Origin of the sequence: Pseudovibrio sp. WM33, assembly GCF_001623165.1 — a bacterium.
Lineage (GTDB): Bacteria > Pseudomonadota > Alphaproteobacteria > Rhizobiales > Stappiaceae > Pseudovibrio.
On record NZ_LMCK01000055.1, the window covers coordinates 131,553 to 153,782 of the forward strand.

16 protein-coding genes are annotated in these 22,230 nt (G+C 53.0%); 10 read left to right on the forward strand and 6 right to left on the reverse strand.

Annotation, left to right across the window (positions count from 1 at the left end; translation table 11 throughout):
- Positions 1-641: 641 nt before the first annotated feature.
- From PsWM33_RS10385 to PsWM33_RS10390, 3 genes are read right to left on the reverse strand one after another with little or no spacing between them, the layout of a single operon-like run.
- Positions 642-1,787, reverse strand: coding sequence for an HlyD family secretion protein (locus PsWM33_RS10385; protein ID WP_063300157.1), 1,146 nt, complete (start codon positions 1,785-1,787; stop codon positions 642-644).
- Positions 1,784-1,996 (reverse strand): DUF1656 domain-containing protein, encoded by a 213-nt coding sequence (locus PsWM33_RS26765; protein WP_082596670.1) that lies wholly within the window; start codon positions 1,994-1,996, stop codon positions 1,784-1,786. The genes PsWM33_RS10385 and PsWM33_RS26765 overlap by 4 nt, the downstream gene beginning before the upstream one ends.
- A 14-nt stretch (positions 1,997-2,010) precedes the next feature.
- Entirely contained in the window at positions 2,011-4,161 is a 2,151-nt protein-coding gene (locus PsWM33_RS10390) for an FUSC family protein (protein ID WP_063300158.1), read from the reverse strand.
- Positions 4,162-4,369: 208 nt separating this feature from the next.
- On the opposite strand from PsWM33_RS10390, the gene PsWM33_RS10395 reads away from it, so the two are divergent.
- Positions 4,370-4,762, forward strand: a complete 393-nt coding sequence (locus PsWM33_RS10395) for a cupin domain-containing protein (protein ID WP_063300159.1) — start codon at positions 4,370-4,372, stop codon at positions 4,760-4,762.
- 170 nt (positions 4,763-4,932) lie between these two features.
- Complete coding sequence (locus tag PsWM33_RS10400) at positions 4,933-5,625, forward strand: nitroreductase family protein (protein WP_057461220.1); 693 nt, start codon at positions 4,933-4,935, stop codon at positions 5,623-5,625.
- Here the strand turns inward: PsWM33_RS10400 and PsWM33_RS10405 are convergent.
- The gene (locus tag PsWM33_RS10405; protein WP_063300160.1) at positions 5,622-7,961 is read right to left on the reverse strand and encodes a heavy metal translocating P-type ATPase; all 2,340 of its coding nucleotides are present in this window, start codon (positions 7,959-7,961) and stop codon (positions 5,622-5,624) included. The genes PsWM33_RS10400 and PsWM33_RS10405 overlap by 4 nt on opposite strands.
- A gap of 198 nt (positions 7,962-8,159) precedes the next feature.
- Entirely contained in the window at positions 8,160-8,804 is a 645-nt protein-coding gene (locus PsWM33_RS10410; protein ID WP_063300161.1) for a TetR/AcrR family transcriptional regulator, read from the reverse strand.
- 101 nt (positions 8,805-8,905) lie between these two features.
- Between PsWM33_RS10410 and PsWM33_RS10415 the strand changes: the two genes are divergently transcribed.
- The 8 genes from PsWM33_RS10415 (at position 8,906) to PsWM33_RS10450 (ending at position 20,442) form a co-directional block, all read left to right on the forward strand.
- A complete protein-coding gene (locus tag PsWM33_RS10415) occupies positions 8,906-10,738 on the forward strand; it encodes an acyclic terpene utilization AtuA family protein (protein ID WP_063300162.1) in 1,833 nt (610 codons plus the stop codon).
- Entirely contained in the window at positions 10,738-11,544 is an 807-nt protein-coding gene (locus PsWM33_RS10420; RefSeq protein WP_063300163.1) for an enoyl-CoA hydratase/isomerase family protein, read from the forward strand. The genes PsWM33_RS10415 and PsWM33_RS10420 overlap by 1 nt, the downstream gene beginning before the upstream one ends.
- 184 nt (positions 11,545-11,728) lie before the next feature.
- Positions 11,729-13,414, forward strand: a complete 1,686-nt coding sequence (locus PsWM33_RS10425; protein ID WP_063290133.1) for an AMP-binding protein — start codon at positions 11,729-11,731, stop codon at positions 13,412-13,414.
- Positions 13,415-13,517: 103 nt separating this feature from the next.
- A complete protein-coding gene (locus PsWM33_RS10430; RefSeq protein ID WP_063298419.1) occupies positions 13,518-14,426 on the forward strand; it encodes an SDR family oxidoreductase in 909 nt (302 codons plus the stop codon).
- Positions 14,414-16,024 carry an acyl-CoA carboxylase subunit beta gene (locus PsWM33_RS10435; protein ID WP_063300164.1) on the forward strand — a complete coding sequence of 537 codons (1,611 nt, stop codon included), beginning with the start codon at positions 14,414-14,416 and terminating at the stop codon, positions 16,022-16,024. The genes PsWM33_RS10430 and PsWM33_RS10435 overlap by 13 nt, the downstream gene beginning before the upstream one ends.
- 53 nt (positions 16,025-16,077) lie before the next feature.
- Positions 16,078-17,265 (forward strand): acyl-CoA dehydrogenase family protein, encoded by a 1,188-nt coding sequence (locus PsWM33_RS10440; protein ID WP_063300165.1) that lies wholly within the window; start codon positions 16,078-16,080, stop codon positions 17,263-17,265.
- Positions 17,266-17,313: 48 nt separating this feature from the next.
- Positions 17,314-19,203, forward strand: a complete 1,890-nt coding sequence (locus PsWM33_RS10445; protein WP_063300166.1) for an acetyl/propionyl/methylcrotonyl-CoA carboxylase subunit alpha — start codon at positions 17,314-17,316, stop codon at positions 19,201-19,203.
- A 66-nt stretch (positions 19,204-19,269) separates the two neighbouring features.
- Positions 19,270-20,442: an acyl-CoA dehydrogenase family protein gene (locus PsWM33_RS10450; RefSeq protein ID WP_082826963.1), complete on the forward strand. Its 1,173-nt coding sequence runs from the start codon at positions 19,270-19,272 to the stop codon at positions 20,440-20,442.
- 51 nt (positions 20,443-20,493) lie between these two features.
- Here PsWM33_RS10450 and PsWM33_RS10455 read toward each other — a convergent pair whose 3' ends face one another.
- The gene (locus PsWM33_RS10455) at positions 20,494-22,224 is read right to left on the reverse strand and encodes a flotillin family protein (protein ID WP_082826964.1); all 1,731 of its coding nucleotides are present in this window, start codon (positions 22,222-22,224) and stop codon (positions 20,494-20,496) included.
- Positions 22,225-22,230: the final 6 nt, after the last annotated feature.

Genomic DNA, 22,230 nt, shown 5'->3' on the forward strand with positions numbered 1-22,230 from the left:
CGACAAATCTCTACAAAATAAACAGAACAACATATCAGACAAAAGCCCCCAATGCTTAAAGCATGGGGGCTTTTTGCGTTTTGGAATTAGGCTGTCCTGAATGAACGTGCTGAAAACACAGCGAGCAAAGCTCCAAACCGCCAGAACCGAAGCACTCCCTTATCCCTGAATATACGCCTACCAGTTGGCCTCAGTGAAACCAAAGCAACGACTTCAAGGAATTGAAACGGATTGCCTACAAATGCTGTGATGAGACAAGCACTACCCTCCGTGTATCCCAAAGAGAAGGGGAGTGCCGCGAGAGGGGCGGCTTTGACCTCAATAGCGAATAAGTAGTGGCGCTCGCAGCTGTTGCTATAGATAGTGTTTTTGGACTGGATCGCAGTCGGAAGTGCGTTGCGTTCTTATGTGCGTTTGTTAGCGTTATTTGTACTGAGATTGTGCTGCTAAGTCGGTGAAGTGGTGAAATTGAGCATACCTTGACCTAAGGGACTTTGCACTGGTTGCGAAGAAAGTATGCATAGGAGTCACACAGGCTTTAATTGCTGTAAGGGGTGAGAGAAAAGATATCCCCTCGTGTCCCAATGAGCCTCAAAGATCTCTTTGAAATGAACAGGGGGATAGAGGGGGAGTAACTTGCTTTACTGAAACAACAGCGGTGCTGGGGGTTCATCTGGGGTGGATTTGTCGGCGGCGGTGTTGGTTAGGACCAGGACGGATACGGTGGTGCCGACGCGGAGGAGGATGTCTTTGGGGATGTCTGCGATTTTGACGCGGACCGGGATGCGTTGGGCGAGGCGTATCCACTCGAAGGTCGGGTTGATGTTAGGGAGCAGATCGGAGCCTGTGCTGCCATCGGATTGAGAAATGCCCCAGCCGATGCTTTCGACCTCTCCGTGAACCACCTGATCAGGATAGGCCATCAGGGTCATGATGACTTTATCGCCGATGTTGATCCTGCTGATTTTTGTTTCTGGAAAGTAGGCGTCGATCCAGAAGCTGGTAATATCTACGAGGGCAAGGGCTGGCTCATTTTCAACGGTTTGACTGCCCAGGCGTAGGTTAAGGTTGGTGACGTAGCCGGATACAGGTGCAGATACACGAGAGAAGCCAAGGTCTAACTCAGCCATGCGTAACGCTGCTTTTGCAGAGCGGAGTTGTGCGTTTTCATCGCCTGTTGCGCCAAGTGTTGCAATGACCTTGGCAAGGGAGGCTTGAGCTTCTACAAGAGCTGCTTCTGCTTGAGCGAGACCCGACTGAGCTTTTTCGGTGTCTGAGAGGGCGACGATATAGCTCTTTTCAATCTGATCATATGTGCGCTGCGTGACATAACCGTCTTTGAGCAGCTTGGCGTTCCGGTCCAGATTTCCCTTGATGTTTTTCAGGGTGGCGATGGAGGAGCGAAGTTCTGAACTGGCTTGCTCCACGTTCGAGCGATACTGGGCAACGTTTGCTTCTGAGGCTTCGCGTTCTTTTCCAAGCGCGTTGAGTTGATCGATCGTTTGATCAAGATCCGCTTTCTTCTCAGCAAAGGTTGCTTCAAATGTTCTTGGATCGATGCGGAAAAGCAGTTGCCCTGCTTGGACGCTTTGATTGTCTTTGATTGGAAGGTCTACGATTGGGCCGGAAACGCGGGTTGCGATTTGGATAACGTTCGCTCTGACCTGACCATCGCGTGTCCATGGATTTTGCAAGTAGGCATAATATTTATAAGCGAAGGCGAGAACTGCGACGCCAACGATCGTGCCCGTTATCATTGCTTTATGTATGGGTTTCAATGCTCTCATATCGGAATGACCCAACTTCCAATTACTGCGGTGTAGATGACGGCCAAAGCCAGGAAGACGCCGGGTGGATAGAGGAGGAATCTGGAAAGCCGGTATCTGTTTAACAAACGTGATGTGATCCAGCTGAGAAGCAAACCTAAGAAAGACGCGATCAGAAATGGGGGGAAGTAAACGGCCCCAATGGCCCATTCACCAGGATATCCATTCATTGACGCATACTCCTTTAGAAACGAACTTCTTTCAGATAAGGCCAATCGACTTTTTGAGATTGCTCTTCATAGTCTTCTAATGCCTGATAAACACTGCGAATACCTCCAAGAATGCGATAGATATTTAATCTTTCCCCTAACTCTCCATCATATTTACTCTGTTCTTGCTCTGCCTTTGAGATTTTATCTTCTATTTCCGGGAGTCTTGTTTCGCGTAGTTTTAAAGTCGCTTCTAACGTTTCACATGAGGGCTCTTCCACCAGTTTTGTGAAGTCAGTCATCAGCTGAGTGCTCCAGCCATGAATGTCATGCTTTAGCGTCTCATAAAGTTGGCTGTTTTCAGCAGTTTTGAACTCATCCATCAGGACTGACAGGCGAATGGAAAGTGCCTCAAGAACAACGGTGATCTTGATCAGTTCACTTTTCTCAATGTCTTGAGAGATCTCCGGTATCCAGCCTCGAATGATATGAGGGATGCTTTCGATCTCGTTTATGTAGTGTCGTCTGAGGTAGCGTTGCCAAGCGGAATCCTTTGTTGTGTGTTTGTTTTTCTGATCTGACAAAAGATAGCTTGCACCTTTAAAGAAGCGGCGTAGCAGGTTGAGATATTGAACCTCTGGGCGCAGGTTAAATGTGAATGTAGACACACACGCAAAAATTGCCACGACTATGATGAAAACGAGTAATTGATCGACTGCATAATTGAAGCTGTATGTCTGGGTGTTGCTTATGCCTGTTGTCATTACGAAATTCGCCAAGCCAAACATTCTTCCCAAAGTTGCCTCAGGTGAATGAAAGAAATAGGAGATGGAAAATACTGATATGAAAATGACAGCCCCAAGAGACCAGAAACTATGCAAATGCGGCATTATCAAAAGGTAGATGCAGGCTGCGAATATGTTTGATGAAACGCCAATCTTCAACAACCTGAGAGGCCTGATATACGGGTCGGTTGATAGGGAGATGCTATACACGCCTACTAAGATCAAAAGTACGGGGCCAGTTGGAAGATTTGGGGAATAGATATAGGCGATATAAGCGATCCAAAGACACAGGAAGGCGCGAAAAGCCCCCTTCAAAGCGCCGATATTTATGATGTGCTTTTTAGGCGTAGGCGCGACTTTAAAGGTGGTGTCAGTACGTTGGCGCAAGCCAAATATGACGGCGTTTATCTCATATAGCTGATATGTAATATGTTCGATGTTTGTGAGTTGATTGACGTAAAGTGACAGGGCTGCTTTTTCGAGTTGCTTGAGACCTGCAGTATTGGTTTTATTGATATGAAGTTCGCGTTGTGGGCTGGTGTAGTCCGAATGCTCTCCCAAAGACATCTTGGTGATAGCCGTTAAGCGCTGCTCTACTTCATTGATGTATTGGGTGCGCCAAGGCAGGTGTTTTTCAAGCTCAATTGTTTGAACGTCACCTATGTTTTGCCGGCACGCTTCTATTGCCCGTTCGTAATCAACCCACAGTTTCGCGGCATCTTTCCATAAATCGTGAACTTCCCAGATTTCATAGTTTTCGAGTTGGGCAATATTGGAAAGCTCCTCGAATCTGGCCTGTAATGATGAGAAGTCGCCTTGTTGCTTCAGGTACTGTTGGGGAGCGCGTGAGAACCCGTTGTCCAATGTTTCTTGAAAAATCCCAAGGGCAGCGTGGCTCAGGTGGCTGGCTGTGCTGTAAAGCGCTTTCGCTGATGTCTTAGGCCAAAGGACAGCTGAGACCACACTGTAGGTGATCACGCCTAAAGCAGTCTCCTCAATCCGCAGCATTGCGGTATAGAAGGCAGGCTCATTGCTTGTTGATGAATCCACAACCACAATAATTGTTACGAAAGCTGCCACGTTCCAAAAATAGGCGTTTCGTGTTGTGCTCTTCATATAGGTGCAAACTAAAACAAAGCTGGATAAGACAACCATAAACATCCAGCGTTGTTGCGGATAAAGGGAGAGGATCAGGAGTGCTGCGACCGCCGCAATGAGTGTCCCGGCAATGCGCTGCGCGCCTTTGTTGAAGGATTGTCCTGATGTTTCCAGCGAGATAAATGCAACGGCCAGACCAGCCCAATACGGGCGGTCCCAATCCATGTAGAGCGCAATGGCGTAAGCGATCACCATTGCTAACCCAACCTTAATTGAATCCTTTGCTCTGTCGCTGAGAAACATATCCTCACTCGCTGACGTTTCCAGTCATGCCTGAAAAGCACTTCAGCCAAGATAGGTTGAAGACGTGTGAGATAGGTTTTAGTTTTTCTTTCAATTCGTTGCGTTGTTTTATCAAGACACGGACGGTGACTTGAACCTGATTTCGAAGATGTTTGCTTTTGGTGATTACGTTTCTTGTCAGAGCAGGTTTGGAAGATGGAGGTCTGTGATGGCTCTTATTGATCATAATGCGCAGGAACTGGAAGAGTGGCGGGGTGGGGTGGTGACGCGGATGAGGGTCTCTGCTGTGAATGGTGCGCATCAGCTTTGTATTTTTGATCAGTGGTGTGAGCCCGGAAGTGGGGCTCCGTTGCACCTGCATGCGGTGGAGGAGCTTTTGGAGGTGATTGACGGAACTGCGGAGATCACTTGCGGGGATGAGCGGTATGTTGCGACAAGTAATCAGAGTGTCCTGATCCCTGCCGGGCGTTTGCATGGGTTTTGTAATGTGGGTGAGGGAGCGCTGCATGTGCGGGCGACACTGGCTGCGCCAATCTTTGAGGCCAGTTATGAGAACAGCACGGAGGTATCTCGCCGTTGGGTGCCGGATGGATCGTTGTGATGGGGTTTTAGAGGCCGGTTCCGCTTTCTGGAGGCAAGTTCAATAGATTTAGCCGTATTCTTCCGTTAGTTTTCGCTGAGACCTTACATGGGCTGTAGGACGCTGGGAGGCTGTCGTCGGTTTGGCTTGTGAGGGAAAGCAAAAGAATACCTGAAAAGCGGGGGAACAGGATGTTTGCCAAAGAACACATTACCTATGAGCCAGTGGATTTGCCGGATCGTCTGGACCTGAGCGATGAGCAGATGCTTGAAGCTGTGAAAGGCTTTTATGACAAGATGAAGCGTCGCCATACGGTTCGGGATTTTTCTAATCGTCCTGTTGCCCGAGAGGTTATTGAAGAGTGCATTCGCACGGCTGGTACGGCTCCTTCTGGTGCGAACCATCAGCCCTGGCATTTTGTGGCGATCTCACAGCCTGAGTTTAAGAAGCGTATCCGGGATGGTGCGGAAGAAGAAGAGCGCCGGTTTTATGACGGCGGTGCGGGCGACGAGTGGATCAAAGCGCTTGAGCCGATTGGAACTAACGATGACAAGCCTCACCTGGAAGATGCGCCATGGCTGATTGTTGTGTTTGCACAGCGTTGGGGGCAGTTTGAAGACGGGACGCGCTACAAAAACTACTACGTGCCTGAAAGCACTGGCATTGCTTGTGGTTTTCTGCTGACGGCGCTGCACCATGCAGGACTGGTCTCGCTGACCCATACGCCGAACCCGATGAAGTTTTTGAATGGTATGCTGGATCGCCCTGACTCTGAAAAACCAATCATGATCATTGCAGTTGGTCACCCGGCTGAAGATGCCAAAGTGCCTGCCGTGGCAAAGCTGAAGAAGCCTTTGTCTGAAATCCTGACGGTGGCGGATTAGAGCTTTAAGTGCTTAAGCCGCAAGGAGTTCATCACCACGCAGAAGGAAGAGAGGCTCATGGCCAGCGCTGCGATCATGGGTGAAAGCAGCGCTCCGGTGAAGGGGTAGAGAATGCCTGCTGCGATGGGGACACCTGCGGAGTTGTAGACGAATGCCAGAAAGAGGTTTTGGCGTATGTTGCGCAATGACCCGATGGCGAGCTTGCGGGCACGCACAATGCCGGTGAGATCGCCGTTCAGCAGTGTGATGCCTGCGCTTTCGACAGCGACATCTGCGCCTGTTCCCATTGCCAGCCCTACATCGGCTGATGCGAGGGCAGGCGCGTCGTTGACGCCGTCGCCAGCCATGGCGACCATTGCTCCGGATGCGTGGAGTTGATCAACCAGTGTCTTCTTGTCTTCCGGTAGGGCTTCTGCTTTGAACTCATCAATACCGACAGAGTTGGCGACGGCTTTGGCTGTCAGGGCATTGTCTCCTGTTGCCATGACGACTTTGATGCCAGCCTCATGCAGTTGTTTGATGGCCTCCGTTGCGTTTTCCTTGATTGGATCGGAAATGGCGATCAAACCGATGATGCCTTGCTCATTTGACAGATAGATGCTGGTGTTGCCTGAAGCACTCAGGGTTTGGTGCTTTTGCTTCATGTCCTCAGAGACCTTGTCGGTGAGGTTGAAGATGACCGGATTGCCGATGGCGTAGAGTTGGCCCTCGACTTTCGCGCTAACGCCTTTTCCGGTGTGGGCCTCAAAATCCTCAGAGTTGGATAAGGACATCTTTTTGGCTGAGGCGGCATGGACGATTGCTTCTGCCAGCGGGTGCTCGGAGCCTTTTTCGATGGAGGCCGCGATGTGGAGGAGTTGGTCCTCGGTGTAACCCTCAGAGAAAGACTGGATTGAGGTGACGGTCGGTTTGCCTTCTGTGATGGTTCCTGTTTTGTCGACAATGAGCGTATCGACTTTGGACATGAGCTCCAGCGCAGTGGCATCTTTGATGAGCACGCCTGCCTGTGCACCCCGGCCACTGGCAGTCATGATGGACATGGGCGTGGCAAGGCCGAGGGCGCACGGGCAGGCGATGATGAGCACTGATACGGCGACGATGACGGCGTAAGACAGGGATGGTGCCGGGCCGACAACCAACCAGATGAAGAATGAGAGAATGGAGATGCTGACCACGGTGGGGACGAAGTAGGACGAGACTTTATCTGCCATGCCCTGAATGGGCGCGCGTGAGCGTTGGGCAGAGGAGACCATGGTGACGATTTTGGAGAGCATGGTATCCGCGCCGACGTTTGTTGCCTCAATGATCAGCGTTCCGTTTTTGTTGAGTGTTCCACCTGTGACCGTGTCTCCGACGTTTTTCTCAAGGGCGATGGGCTCACCGGTGATCATGCTTTCATCCAGATAGGATTGACCATCGACGACGCGAGAATCGACAGGGACTGCCTCTCCAGGGCGGACACGGAGCTTGTCGCCCGTCATGATGTTCTCGAGGGGGGCATCATATTCTGTGCCGTCTTCCAGCACGCGGCGGGCGGTTTTGGGAGCAAGGTCAAGCAGGGCGCGGATGGCATCACCTGTGCGCTCACGGGCTCGCATTTCCAGCACTTGCCCCATGAAGATCAGAGCAAGGATGACAGCTGAGGCTTCGTAATAGACCGGCGGATGGCCTGTGGCAGCGCGGATGCTTGGGGGGAACAGGCCGGGCAGGAAGGTTGCCACCAGAGAATAAAGGTAGGCGGCGCCAACGCCCAGGGTGATGAGTGTCCACATGTTGAGGTTCCATGTGGTGATAGACTTGAGGCCGCGTTTGAAGAGCGGGATGCCTGCCCACAGGACAACGGGTGTTGCGAGGACAAACTCTACGTAGATGGCTGTGGGTTCGCCGATCCATTCGCGGAATGGGAGGCCGATGAAGGGGCCCATGGTGATGGCGAGCAAGGGAATTGAGAGAATTGCACTGAGCCAGAAGCGTCTGGTGAAATCAACCAGTTCGTGGCTGGGTTCGTCATCGCTGGTGACTGTCATGGGCTCCAGTGCCATGCCGCAGATAGGGCATTCGCCGGGGCCTTTTTTGATTATCTCCGGGTGCATGGGGCAGGTGTAATCGACATCCTGTGCCTGAGTATCCTGCTGCTTTTTGCTGTTGCCAGAGGCGTAGAAGTAGGGATCAGCGTCGAATTTATTGAAGCATTTATCGGAGCAAAAGTGGTAGGTCTTTCCGGCAAAATCAGCTGAGCGGGTGTCGTCAGTGATTGTCACCGGCATGCCGCAGACTGGATCCTGCTCCGTGGGGGAGGTGGTATTGGGTTGTGGTGTGTTTGATGCCTCGTCCATTGGTCAAAAGGCTCCCTGATCCAGCGCGCACGCGTTTCACCAGCGCAGATCATATGCCTTTGCAGTGCCTTAAAGGATTAAAGCCCCGTGGGACTTAGCAGTATCACTAGGCTGAGCTTAATGGAAATGAGGGCATTTGGGTCAAGTTGCCAAGAGCGATTGTCTGGTGGCCATGGAGAGCGATCTGGCTCTCATTTGTTATGTGTCGCTTTGCGTTTGAGCCAGCTTCAGATGCGGCTCCATGATCATGGCGAACTTGCGGATGATCTTTTCGATGTAATCCGGGTTGCTGTGGAACTCCTGCTGGAAAATCATGCCGCGGATGAAAGAGCGCCAGATGAGGAGGGTCAGGGTTACGTCTTCAACGGCCTCTTTATCTAAACCCGGTGGCAGGAAGAACTGATTGAGCTGCTCATTCCAATCTTCCAGTTTGGGTGAGATGCGCAGGGACAAGGCCTTGTCCGTGCGGGTTGCCATGATGATTTCAGAGAAGGCGCGCCCCTCTGGTGTGTCGATGATGTTTTTCCAATAGGTTACGAGTGCGTCGGCGAGTGTTCCGTTACCAGAATGCGTTACCTGCGCGAAGGGGAAAGAGTTTGGGCTTTCCTGTTGGTAGTGGCGCAGAATTCTTGAGAGCAGGAAGTCGACCGTTCCAATCACCAGATCTTCCTTGGAGGGGAAGTGGTGCATCAGGGCACCGCGACTGACATCAACGCCTTCCAGCACGCGATTGATCGAGGTTTCTGCATAGCCGAGCCGGTCGAGGCAATCGATGGTCGACTTAATGAGGGCTTTGCGTGTGTTTTCACCGCGCTGCTTCTTCTTGTCCAACTTGCTTACCATGATCAACCTTAGCCTTAGGAAGGGGTTTTCTCTGAAACACTTGACGTATTGGGAACTAGTATATACCGTACGTTTGGTATGTAAAAGAGGTTTCCGTTAAAATGACCATGAAAACCACGGAAAATCAAGGCTCTAGTAAACGTAAGCAGCCAATTCGCATTGGGGGGGCTTGCGGCTTTTGGGGTGACTCTAGTGCGTCAACCGGGCAGTTGTTGCGCGCTGGAGGGCTCGATTACATTGTTTACGACTATCTGGCAGAGATCACTCTTTCCATCATGGCAAGGGCGCGTCAGAAGTCTCCTGATCTTGGATATGCGACGGATTTTGTTGAGCAGGTGCTTGGCTTGAACCTGAAGGCTATTGCCGCGTCCAAGACGAAAATTCTCAGCAATGCTGGTGGTGTTAATCCTGAGAGTTGTGCCTCCAAGATCCGTGAATTGATTGCTGCGCAGAAGCTGGATCTGAAGGTTGCGATTGTCACTGGTGATGATCTGTTGGCGGAGGCCGGGACGTATCAGGCTGCCGGTGTGACAGAGATGTTCTCTCATGAGGCCTTCCCGAAGTCAGAGAAGGTTGCCTCCATCAATGCTTACCTTGGCGCGCAGCCTGTTGTTGCGGCTCTGGACGCTGGTGCTGACATTGTAATTACAGGGCGGTGTGCTGACAGTGCGTTGACCCTTGCTGCATGTGCGCATGCTTTTGGCTGGGACTGGGCGGACTATGACCGCCTTTCAGCAGGTAGCCTCGTTGGACATCTGCTGGAGTGCGGGACGCAGGTTACTGGCGGCAACTTTACGGACTGGCGGGATGTGCTGGATGTGAAGAAGATCGGTTATCCGATTGCGACAGTTTATGAAGATGGCAGCTGTGATCTGAGTAAGCCAGATGGCAGTGGCGGGCTTGTGAGCGTTGGCACTGTTGCTGAGCAAATGATCTATGAGATTGGTGATCCGCAAGCTTATTTGCTGCCTGACGTGACCTGTGATTTTTCGCAGGTGACGGTTGAGGCGAAAGCAGCTGATTGTGTGCATGTTTCTGGTGCGAAAGGGCGTTCAGCGCCTGAGAGCCTGAAGGTTTCAGCAACCTGGGCGGATGGGTTCCGTATTGGGTTGATGATCCCATACGTGGGCTTTGATGCTGGTGAGAAGGCGCAGGCGTTTGCGGACCTTGCTCTTGGCCGTGCCGAGACAGTGATGAAAAAGCTTGGTGCGCCCGGCTATCAAGAGGTTTCCGTTGAGATCGTGGGGGCAGGATCTCAGGTTGGCGCAGCTTCTGTGAGCCGGGGCACCTATGAAGAAGTTGTCCTGAAAATTGCAGCGCGGCATGTGGACCAGCGTGCTGCCGGTTTGCTTTTGCGTGAGCTGACCGGATTGGGGCTGTCTGTTGCTCCGGGGATGACAACGTTTAACGGTGGTCGGCCTAAGCCGTCGCCTGTTGTGCGGTTGTTCTCATTCCTTGTTGAGCAGTCGGCGGTATCACCTCAGGTTTCTCTGGAAGGAGCGCCTGTTCCGTTTGAGCCTGTGATTGCGACAGGTGTGGCAGCGGCAGCTGAGAGTGCCGAGGTTCCGCAAGTAGCTGCGTCTGATGATGCGCTGATTGATGTTCCGCTGATCAAGCTGGCTTATGCGCGTAGTGGTGACAAGGGCGATAAAGCGAACATCGGCGTGATTGCGCGGAAAGCAGAGTGGTTGCCGTGGATTGCGGCTGCCCTGAGTGAAGAGGCTGTTGCGCGGACCTTTGCGCATTTCAATCCGGGCAAGGTGGCTCGTTTCTATCTGCCGGGCTGTCATGCGCTGAATTTCCTGATTGATGATGTGCTTGGCGGCGGCGGCATTGCCAGCCTGAGGCTGGATCCGCAAGCAAAGGCATACAGCCAGATCTTGCTGACCCGGAGTGTTCCGGTTCCGCAGTCCATTGCGCAGGAGGTGATGTGATGAGTGATGCTTCAACAACTTCTGCCGTTCTTGTGGCTCAAAAAGATGGTTGGATGACCATCACTTTGAACCAGCCCGAGAAGCGCAATCCGCTGACAGGTGAGGTGATTGCTGAAATCTCCAGGGTTCTGCGGGATGTGCAGGACGACCGCAGCGTGCGTGGCATCACGTTCACTGGTGCTGGCGGTGTGTTCTGTGCTGGCGGAGACCTGAAGTCCTTCCAGCAGATCATGGCTGGTGGTGATGAGGCCGAGGCGATTGCACAAAAGATCAGTCTGGAAGCTGCAGCGTTTTTTGGAATGATCGCCAATCAGCCGCAAGTGACCATTGCTTTGGTGGAGGGGGCCGCCATGGCAGGTGGTCTTGGTATGGCCAGTGCCTGTGACTTTGTGGTCGCAACGCAAGACGCCAAATTTGCATTTACTGAGACGCGGATTGGCTTGCCGCCTGCTCAGATTGCTCAGTACGTGACCAAACGTCTGGGCTACCAGAAAGCCAAGAAAATGCTCGTGTTGGGGAGCAAACTGACCGGTGTCGAGGCCTTTGACATCGGTCTGGTCGATGAAGCTGTTGCAGATCAGGCAGCGCTTGAGACAGCAGAAGCGGATTTAAAAAAGCAAGTTCTGGCTTGTGCTCCAGACGCTGTTGCAGCCACCAAGCGAGTGGTTGAGGAGACGCTTTTCCTTGAACAGGAAGAGTTGCGCCAGAGCGCGGCTGCTCATTTTGCAAGAGCTATCGTTGGGGAAGAGGGACAGGAAGGCGTGAAGTCGTTTTTACAAAAACGCAAACCTTCCTGGGCTCCTTAGATGACCCCTTAAATTCTGGGGTATGCGTTTACCCGATAACAGATGTTCGAATGCGGTGAAGGAAGAAGAAATGCAGGGTATGCTCATATTCGTATGAGCTGACTATAATGCCGAAGTCTATCGCGCAATAACGATAGTGTTGGAACCAGCGGGGAGGCTGAACCAACACATCAGAGGAGGGAACATGGGTACACAGTACGCACTGCCAATTGAAATGCTGCAAAAATGGGCCACAGATAAACCAAACTCGGTTTATCTGCGACAACCCGTGAACCGGCAGTTCATAGAATTCACCTGGAAGGAATGTTACGACACCGTCCGGCGTGTGGCTGCTGCGCTCCAGTCAATGGGTTTCCAACCGGGAGACCGGATTGGTATTCTCTCTAAGAACTGCGCTGAATGGTTTCTGGCTGACTTTGCAATTCAGGCCGCTGGTTATATCTCGACACCAATTTATTACACCGCCTCAGCGGACACGATCAGCTACATCATCAATCATGCAGATATCAAAGCGCTGTTTATGGGCAAGCTGGATGACTTTGCGCCGAGCCAGCAGGGTATTCCTGAGGGCGTGGTCAAAATCGCGCTTCCCTATAACACGATAGATTGTGAGCACAGCTGGACGGAGCTGGTCAAAACGAATGATCCGTTGCCAGAAGACAAGCTGGCCAAGCCAGAGCTGGATGAGCTGTTTTCCATTGTTTACACCTCTGGCTCCACCGGGAACCCGAAGGGGGTGGAAGTCACCTGGCGCAATATTGCCTATGGCGCATGGTCTCCAACCCAGTCTTTGGAACTGGGCCGTGAAGAACGCCTGATCTCCTATCTTCCGCTGGCGCACATCACCGAGCGTGCTCTTATTGAGCATGTGAGCCTTTATGCTGGTGTGGTCGTGAGCTTTGTGGAGTCTTTGGACACCTTTGCGGAGGATTTACGGGCAGCTGAAGTGACCATGTTCATTTCTGTTCCGCGTCTCTGGATGAAATTCCAGTCCAGTATCCTTGCCAAGGTCCCGCAAAAGAAGCTGGACAGGCTTTTGAGCATTCCTATCCTGAGCTGGTATGTGAAGCGGAAAATCCGCGGACAGCTTGGCCTGACCAATGCAAAGCTCATCGGGAGTGGTTCAGCACCAATCTCCAAGGCTGTTCTGGAATGGTACCAGAAGCTAGGCATCAACATTACTGAGGGATGGGGCATGACCGAGACTGCAGGTCTTGCGTCCTCTCACTTCCCATTCCGTGCGGATAAGGTTGGCACGATCGGTACGCCGCTTGCAGGGCTTGAGATCAAGATCACCGATGAAGGTGAGCTTCTCATTCGCGGGGACGCTGTGACCAAGGGATACTACAAGGATCCTGAGCTGACTGCTGAAACCATTGAAGATGGCTGGTTCCATACTGGTGACAAGGTTGAGCAGGATGCAGATGGGTTCTTGCGTATTACGGGCCGTGTGAAGGAAATCTTCAAATCCTCCAAGGGCAAGTACATTGCGCCGGTGCCGATTGAGGCCATGCTGTTTGACAACACGTATGTTGAGCAAGCCTGTGTGATGGGGTCCGATTTGGCGCAGCCTGCGGCGGTGGTGTTCCTCTCCAGCGAGATGACTCATGGTCTGTCGCGCGAAGAGGTGCGTACCAGCCTTGAAGAGACCTATCACAGCATTAACAGTGCCGTTGAAAGCCATTTGAAACTGAGCTCCATCATTGTCGCAAACGACATGTGGACCATTGAGAATGGTTATCTCACCCCGACCATGAAGATCAAAAGAACACGCCTTGAAGATCGCTATCAAGAGGTGGTGCAGGGTATGCCTGATCGCCCGGTGGTTTGGGAAGATGAATGCGGTGCTGCGGCTGGTGCGCCGGCCTGAAAGACTGACAATGGTTTGGGGTGACGCGGTCACCCCAAACCGGGAATTTTGAGGCGAGGGTCTCTGTTTGAATAAGCCGCGTAAGTGGCAGGGAGAATTTGGAATGAGCAATGAACCGTCCCGTTACGCATCAGTCCTGCGAGATGGGTTGTTTGATGGACAAACAATGATTGTGACTGGGGGAGGCAGTGGCATTGGTCGCTGTATCGCCCACGAACTTGCAGCGTTGGGCGCTCATACCGTTCTCCTTGGCCGCAAGCAGGCAAAGCTTGATGCGGTGGCTGATGAAATTTGTGAGGATGGCGGCGAGGTTTCAACTCACTCGCTGGACATTCGTAATGAAGAGGCTGTTGGCGAAACTGTTGCCAAGATTGTCGCGGAGCGTGGTGTGATCCATGGCCTCGTGAACAATGCGGGTGGGCAGTATCCAAGCCCTGCGGCCTCTATCAAGAAGAAGGGCTTTGACGCGGTTGTTGAGACCAACGTCACAGGCGGCTTTTTGATGGCGCGCGAAGTTTACAATCAGGGAATGCGTAAGAGCAAAGGCGGATCCATTGTCAATATCGTTGCGGATATGTGGCGCGGTATGCCGGGTATGGCGCACTCTGGTGTGGCACGGGCCGGTATGCAGAACCTGACCATGACGCTGGCTGTTGAATGGGCCGAGGCAGGTGTGCGGGTGAATGCGGTTGCCCCGGGCTGGATCGCGTCTTCCGGCTTTGACACTTACGACGAAAACTTCATCAAAACCATGTTTGCGCGGATGGCGGACAACAACCTCGCTCGTCGTCTGGGCACGGAAGCTGAGGTTGCCTCTCTGGTGAACTTCCTGCTTTCTCCGGGAGCTGCGTTCATGACTGGACAGTGTATTGGCGTGGATGGCGGGGCACCTCTCTGGACCAACCTGATGCCGGTTGGCGACAATGCAAATATGAAGGAATACCAAGGGTTTCATCGCTATGAGAAGCCTAGGGCCCTTAAAGCTTGGGAGAAAGACAAATGCCCAAGTTAACCTCCTCAGTCGATAGCGGCAGTGCTGCGTTTGCTCAGAACAAGGCCTTCATGGAAGCTCTCATTGAGGAGTTCCGTGGGTATGAGGCAAAGGTTCGGGAGAACTCCGAGAGCAAGCGCGGGAAGTTTGAAAAGCGTGGCCAGTTGTTGCCGCGGGATCGTGTGAGCCTGCTGCTGGATCGTGGATCTCCGTTTATGGAAATCTCCACGCTGGCTGGCCTGAAGATGCATGACGATGACGGCAAGAAGAATGTTGCTGGCGGCGGCTCGATTGCCGGTATCGGTTATGTTGCTGGAAAGCGCTGTCTTGTGGTGGCGACAGACTCTGCGATCAAAGGCGGCTCTATCTCGCCGATGGGCTTGAAGAAGACACTTCGTCTGCAGGAGATCGCAAAGAAACAGAAACTGCCGATTGTTGCGCTGACGGAAAGTGCTGGCGCGAACCTCATGTACCAGTCTGAGCTGTTTGTTGAGGGTGGTCGGGCGTTTGCCAATCAGGCGCGTATGTCTGCGACAGGCATTCCGCAGGTGACGGTGGTGCATGGGTCCTCGACGGCTGGCGGTGCGTATATGCCGGGACTGTCGGACTACACTGTTGTGGTGCGCGGCAAGTCGAAGATCTTTCTGGCCGGACCTCCGCTGCTGAAAGCGGCAACGGGTGAGATTGCGACAGATGAAGAGCTGGGTGGCGCGGAACTGCATTACAACACAGCTGGCACAGCGGAATACATGGCAGAGGATGATGCTCATGGCGTCGAGACTGCGCGTGAGATAGTCGATCATCTGCCTTGGGATACTCCGTTGGAAGCGGAGGGTGGCAAACAGCCGTTTTATGATGCCACGGATCTGCTGGGCATCGTGCCTGAGGATGCCAAGAAACCGTATGATGTGCGCGAGATTATTGCTCGCATCACGGACGGCTCTGACTTCCTTGATTTCAAGAAGGAATTTGGCGGAGCCACGGTTTGTGGTCATGCCCGCATTGACGGGCAGGCTGTTGGTATTCTTGGCAATAACGGCCCGATTGATCCGCAAGGTGCGGTGAAGGCTGCGCAATTTATTCAGCTGTGTTGCCAGAGCAATACGCCGCTGCTGTTCATGATGAATACCACTGGCTATCTGGTGGGCCGGGATGCGGAGACAGGCGGGATCGTCAAGCATGGGTCCAAGATGATCCAGGCGGTTGCCAATGCCACGGTTCCGAAGGTGACCATTGTGGTTGGTGGTGCCTGGGGTGCTGGCAACTACGGCATGTGTGGCCGTGGGTTTGATCCTGATTTCATCTTCTCATGGCCGTCCGCCAAAGTTGGCGTGATGGGGCCGGAGCAGGCAGCGACGGTGATGAAGATTATCACCGAAGAGAAGTTTGCGAAGATGGGACAAGAGATTCCAGATGGCATGACTGACCAGATGGCACAGAAGATCGTTGACCAGATGTCACCAGAGACTACAGCGCTGTTTGCGACGGCGCGGCTTTGGGATGATGGGATCATTGATCCAAGAGACACGCGCCGCGTTGTCTCATTGGCCCTATCTGTTTGTGCAGATGCCAGGAAACGTCAGCTTAATCCAACAGCATTCGGGGTCGCGCGCGGCTAGGCAGAGCAGCGCCATTCGGCTCTTTGAGTTCAGTTCAATATGAGGGTTTCACGATGGAATATACTGAAGAACATCGGAAAATGAAAAGTGCGGTGGTCAAGTTCGTCGAGGCCGAAATCAACCCGCATGTGCCGGAATGGGAAGAGGCAGGAATCTTTCCAGCTCATGAACTCTTCAAGAAAATGGGTGATCTCGGTTTTCTTGGTGTCAACAAGCCAGAAGAGTATGGCGGGATGGGCCTTGATTACTCCTATCAGGCCATGATCATTGAAGCGCTGGGCGCATGTGCCTGTGGTGGTGTGCCCATGGCAATTGGCGTGCAAACCGACATGGCGACCCCGGCGCTCTCCCGCTTTGGATCTGATGAGCTGCGCAAGGAGTTTCTGACCCCTGCGATTGCTGGTGACATGGTGGCTTGTGTTGGCGTTTCTGAAGCCCATGCCGGGTCTGATGTGGCGAACATCAAGAGTAACGCGGTGAAGGATGGTGATGATTACATCATCAACGGCTCCAAAATGTGGATCACCAACTCCACGCAGGCGGACTATATGTGCATGCTGGTGAACACCAGTGAGGGACATAAGCACCAGAACAAATCGCTGATTGTTGTGCCGATGGACAGTGCTGGCATCACCAAATCGGATCGCCTGAACAAGCTGGGTCAGCGCTCTTCTGATACGGCGCAGATCTTCTTTGATGACGTGCGTGTTCCTCAACGCAATCTGATTGGAACTGAGGGTGCTGGTTTCATGTACCAGATGCTGCAGTTCCAGGAGGAACGCCTGTGGTGTGCCTTATCGCTTGTTGATGGCATGGACCGCATCATTCAGCTGACGGAAGATTATTGCCGTGAGCGTTCAGCCTTCAACCAGAGCATTCTGGATTTTCAGGTGGTTCACTTCCGCCTTGGTGAATTGCGCACTGAAGTGGAGCTGTTGCGTGCGCTTTCTGAAAAGTGCGTTGAATCCATGGTGCGTGGTGAGAACGTGACGCGCCTTGCTTCCATGGCAAAGCTGAAGGCTGGCCGTTTGTCTCGTGAGCTTGCGGACTCCTGTCTGCAGTTCTGGGGTGGCATGGGTTACATGTGGGACAGCCCTGTGAGCCAGTTCCTGCGGGATAGTCGCCTGACGTCCATTGGTGGCGGTGCAGATGAAGTGATGCTTTCCATCATCTCCAAGCTGGATGGCACTTTGCCAAACCCAAAGAAGAACCGTGCAATGCAGAAGGAAGCGGCTGAATAAGCTGCTTTCTCATGCCTGACTATCTTGGCACTGTGAAGGGAATTTTCGATGTTTGATAGCGTCCTGGTCGCCAATCGGGGGGAGATTGCTCGCCGAGTGTTCCGCACTGCGCGGCAAAAGGGCTATCGGAGTATTGCTGTTTATTCCGAGGCTGATGCAACGGCTCCTCATGTTGAAGACGCTGATATTGCAACGTGTATTGGCGGGGCAACACCAGCAGACTCCTACCTGAATATTGAAGCTATATTGGAAGCGGCCCGTAAAACCGGCGCACAGGCTGTGCATCCGGGATATGGGTTCCTGGCAGAAAACGCAGAGTTTGCGCGCGCTTGTGCTGACGCTGGATTGTTCTTCATTGGTCCGCCTGCGGAAGCGATTGAGTTGATGGGCTCCAAGCGGCTTTCCAAACTGCGGATGATTGAGGCGGGTGTGCCGTGTGTGCCGGGATATTCTGGTGCGGATCAGTCTACGGAGACATTGGCTGCGGAAGCAGCGCGTATTGGTGTGCCGTTGATGATCAAGGCGTCTGCTGGTGGCGGCGGGCGCGGTTTGCGTTTGGTTGAAGACCTGAGTGGGCTTGAAGACAAGCTGGCGGCTGCGGCTTCAGAAGCTGAGAATGCTTTTGGCAATGGCGAGCTTATTCTTGAGAAGGCGGTGATCAATCCGCGTCATGTCGAGATTCAGGTGTTTGCTGATAATCATGGCAATGTGGTGCATCTGGGTGAGCGGGATTGTTCTGTGCAGCGTCGCCACCAGAAGGTGATTGAGGAAGCGCCGGGGCCGTCGGTTACGCCGGAAATCCGTGCGGCGATGGGGCAGGCTGCTGTTGATGCGGCGCGGGCCATTGGCTATCGCGGGGCAGGAACCGTTGAGTTTTTGCTGGCTGAAGATGGCAGTTTCTACTTTATGGAGATGAACACACGCCTGCAGGTGGAGCATCCGGTGACGGAGGAAATTACCGGGCAGGATCTGGTTGCGTGGCAACTGGATGTTGCTGCTGGAAAGCCTTTGCCGCTGAGTCAGGAGGATGTTTCCTTCAGTGGTCACGCCATGGAACTACGGCTTTATGCAGAGGATGCGGATGCTGGCTTTCTGCCACAGACGGGTACTGTGCTGGCCTGGAATGACAATGAGCTTTCCATTCGGGTTGATAGTGCCATTGAGCAAGGCAGCGAGATCTCATCCTACTACGACCCGATGATTGCCAAGCTGATTGCGCATGGCAGTGACCGGGATGAAGCACGGCGTAAGCTGCTGCGCGGGCTGGATGAATTGGTTTTGCAAGGTCTGGTTCACAATGGCTCCTTCCTGAAGAGTGTGTTGCTGGATGAGGTGTTTGCAGCTGGCAAAGCAACGACGGCGTTCCTCAATGATCGTGAACTTGGCTCTGTTGCAGCTGATGCAACGCGAGAGCTTATGCGGGATCTCGCCGTGTGTTTGTTTGCTCGCAGCAAAGGTCAAAGCCGCTGGACGACAGCGACACCTCTGCCCGTAATGATCAAGCTGGATGGTGAGCAAGTCTCTGCGCGGGAAGACCTGCGGGTTCTAACGAGTGAAGATCGCGGCAGCATTGTTTTTGAGGTGGACGGCGTTCGCCGCACTGCCTTTGTGAGTGAAGCGCCTGAAGGGGAGCTTTGGATCTCGCTGGAAGGGCAGACGCAGTTCTTCGAAGAGCAGAGTTTCAGTTCCAAGAAAGAAGACAATTCGGCTGCTTCCAGCTCAATTATTGCGCCGATGCCGGGTGCTGTTGTTGCTTTGAAGACAGAACAGGGTGCGCAAGTCTCTAAAGGAGATGTGTTGCTGGTTCTGGAAGCGATGAAGATGCAGCACGAGCTGACGGCACCGCGTGATGGTGTTGTTGCTGAACTTGGGACGCAGGAAGGCGCGCAAGTGAACAGTCGTGACGTGCTGGTTCGTCTGGAAGAAGAGACCGCCTGAGATCTTCTGCCAGTGATTTTGTGCCAATGATTTTGTGAATGACCCGCAGGTTTTGCGGAGGAGAATATGATGAGTTTGAGTCTTCCTGACTTCGGATTGAAGCGCAAGTCCACCATGTTCAACGAGGAGCATGAGGCTTTTCGTGATGTGCTTTCCCGTTTCATTGCCAAGGAGATCACTCCTTACGTCGCCCAGTGGGATGAAGCCAACGAGTTTCCTCGTGAGCTTTACAAAAAGGCGGCGGATGTTGGGCTGCTCGGCATCATGTTTCCTGAGGAGTATGGCGGGACGGGTATCGATTATCCGTTGTCTTATCTCTCCGCTGTTGAGCTTGGACGTGCAGGGAGCGGAGGCATCAATGCGGGCTTGATGAGCCACACCATTGGCACGCCTCCAATTGCGCACCTTGGGTCTGATGAGTTGAAGGCACGGGTGATCCCGTCAGTTTTGGCAGGCGAGAAGATTTCGGCGCTTGCGATCACCGAGCCGGGCGGTGGATCAGATGTGCAGAACCTGAAGACGGTTGCCCGCCGTGAGAATGGTCATTACGTCCTGAATGGTGAGAAGACCTTCATCACCTCCGGTATGCGTGCGGACTACTATACGGTTGCTGTGCGGACGGGTGATACGGGCATGGGCGGTATTTCGCTGATGCTGGTTGAAAAGGGTATGGAGGGTTTTACTCAGACGCCGTTGCACAAGATGGGATGGTGGGCCTCTGACACCGCTACGCTGCATTTTGACAATGTGAAGGTGCCTGTCGAAAACCTGATTGGCGGAGAGAATGCCGGGTTCATGGGCATCATGATGAACTTCAACAATGAGCGCCTGTTCCTTGCTTCTGCCTGTTATGGGCACATGCTGGGTGTTTTTGAAGAGGCGCTTGACTGGGCGAAGCAGCGCGAGACGTTCGGCAAGCCGCTCATTTATCGTCAGGTTATTCGGCACAAATTTGTTGATATGGCGATGAAGATGCAGGCAGTTCGGGCTGTGCTGGAAGAGCTGGCGCAGCGGTTGCAGCTGGGAGAAAGCCCGATCACCGAGATCTGCATGGCGAAGAACCTTGCAACAAGCACACTGGAATATGTGGCCAATGAGTGTCTGCAGATCCTTGGTGGTGCAGGTTACATGCGCGGAACCAAGGTTGAGCGCATTTACCGTGAGACCAAGGTGATGACGATTGGTGGCGGTTCTTCAGAGATCATGAAGGATCTGGCCAGTCGGCAAATGGGTATCTAAGTGTTTTGTTTTGAATGAAAAAGCCCCGCTTTTGAGCGGGGCTTTTGTGTTTTATACGGTCTCTTTAGAGACTGACTGTGCCATCTCGTTTGGCGTTGCGCCGGAGATGCCCAGCTCTCCAAGGAGACTGTCGACCAATGGGGCCTGAGAGCGGTATCTCAGAGCTGAGTTGACCAGCTGATCGGAGAGACCGGCAGACCCTTCTGCTGGTGTTCCGTTGGCTGCTGGTGCTGCACCACCCAGACCATCGACCTGAAGGATCTTGATCTCGTCGATGTTTTCCATTGGCTTCACGCTGGCGCTGATGACTTGTGGCAGAGCTTCGATCAAAGCCAGTTTGACCTGCATGTTGATCTGTTCTGGTGACAGGAGGTTGGATGCCTCGTTGAGGATACGCTGACCTTCTGCTTCCACTGCAAGGCGGAGTTTGTCAGCTTCTGCACGGGTCGTGACGGCGTCGGCTTCCGCGTTTGCCGCAATACGGATCTGATCCGCATCACCGCCTGCTTTCAGACGAACAGCTTCTGCATGGTCTTCCGCAGCTTGCTTTTCTGCTTCCGCACCAACTGTGACGGAGATTGCGGAGCGTTCTGCATCCTGAGCTGCCTGAACCAGATCGACCTGTTTCTGACGTTCGGCGACTTCGATCTCACGGGCGGTGATAACCTGTTCTTCAGCTTTGATAGCAACTGCACGGGCTTCGTTTGCAGCTGCATCAGCATTGGAAAGCGCCTTGGATTTTTCTGAAACTGCTATAGAACGATCTTGCTCGATTAGTTCAAGGACCTTCTCTTTTTCGATGCGCGTTTCTTCGAGTGCGCGGTCCTTGAGAATTTCCTGCTCTTTGACCTGGCGCTCGGATGCGATTGCTGACTGGCGGATTTCCAGCTTTGACGTGATATCTGCCTGCTCTGCATCACGGCGACGCTCTGCCTGTTCCGTGGCAATCAATGCTTGCTGCTTGGCTTTGCGAATTTCCAGATCGCGCTGCTGTTCCAGTGAAGCGTATTCTTCCTCACGGGCGATTTCGAGCTTTTGTTGCTCAGCTTCGAGGTTTTTGCGGCGGATCAGGACTTCTGTATCCTGCTCAATGTCGTTGCGCTTTCTGCGACGCTCTTCAATCTCTTGCGTGAGCTTGGTCAGACCTTCTGCATCAAACGCGTTGTTCGGATTGAAGTATTCCATGCGAGTCTGGTCAAGACCGGTCAGGGAGACTGATTCCAGCTCAAGGCCGTTTTTCAGCAGATCTTCGGAGACGGCTGCCTGTACCTTCTGCACAAAGGAGACGCGTTGCTCGTGCAGTTCTTCCATTGCCATTTCAGCAGCCACGGCGCGCAGAGCATCAACGAACTTACCTTCAATGAGGTGCTTCAGGTCTTCCGGACGCATGGTACGAGTGCCGAGGGTTTGTGCGGCATTGGCAATGGATTCGATGGTTGGCTGAGCACGCAGGTAGAACTCGGCCACCACGTCGACGCGCATGCGGTCTCGGGTGATAAGGGCTGCTTCATCGGCTCTGCGCACTTCAAGGCGCAAGGTGTTCATATTCACCTGAATGATGTCATGAAGGACTGGCAAGACGATTGCGCCGCCGTTCATGATGACTTTCTGACCGCCAAAACCAGTCCGTACAAACGCAACTTCTTTTGAAGAGCGGGTGTAGAGGCGGGAGAAGACAATGCCGATTGCGAGAAGGGCAATAAGGACAACGGCTGCCAGGACGAGCATCTCAGTCAGTCCAGTGGCTGACTCCAAGGCGGAGTTCTGATTTTCTGTAAACATATTGGG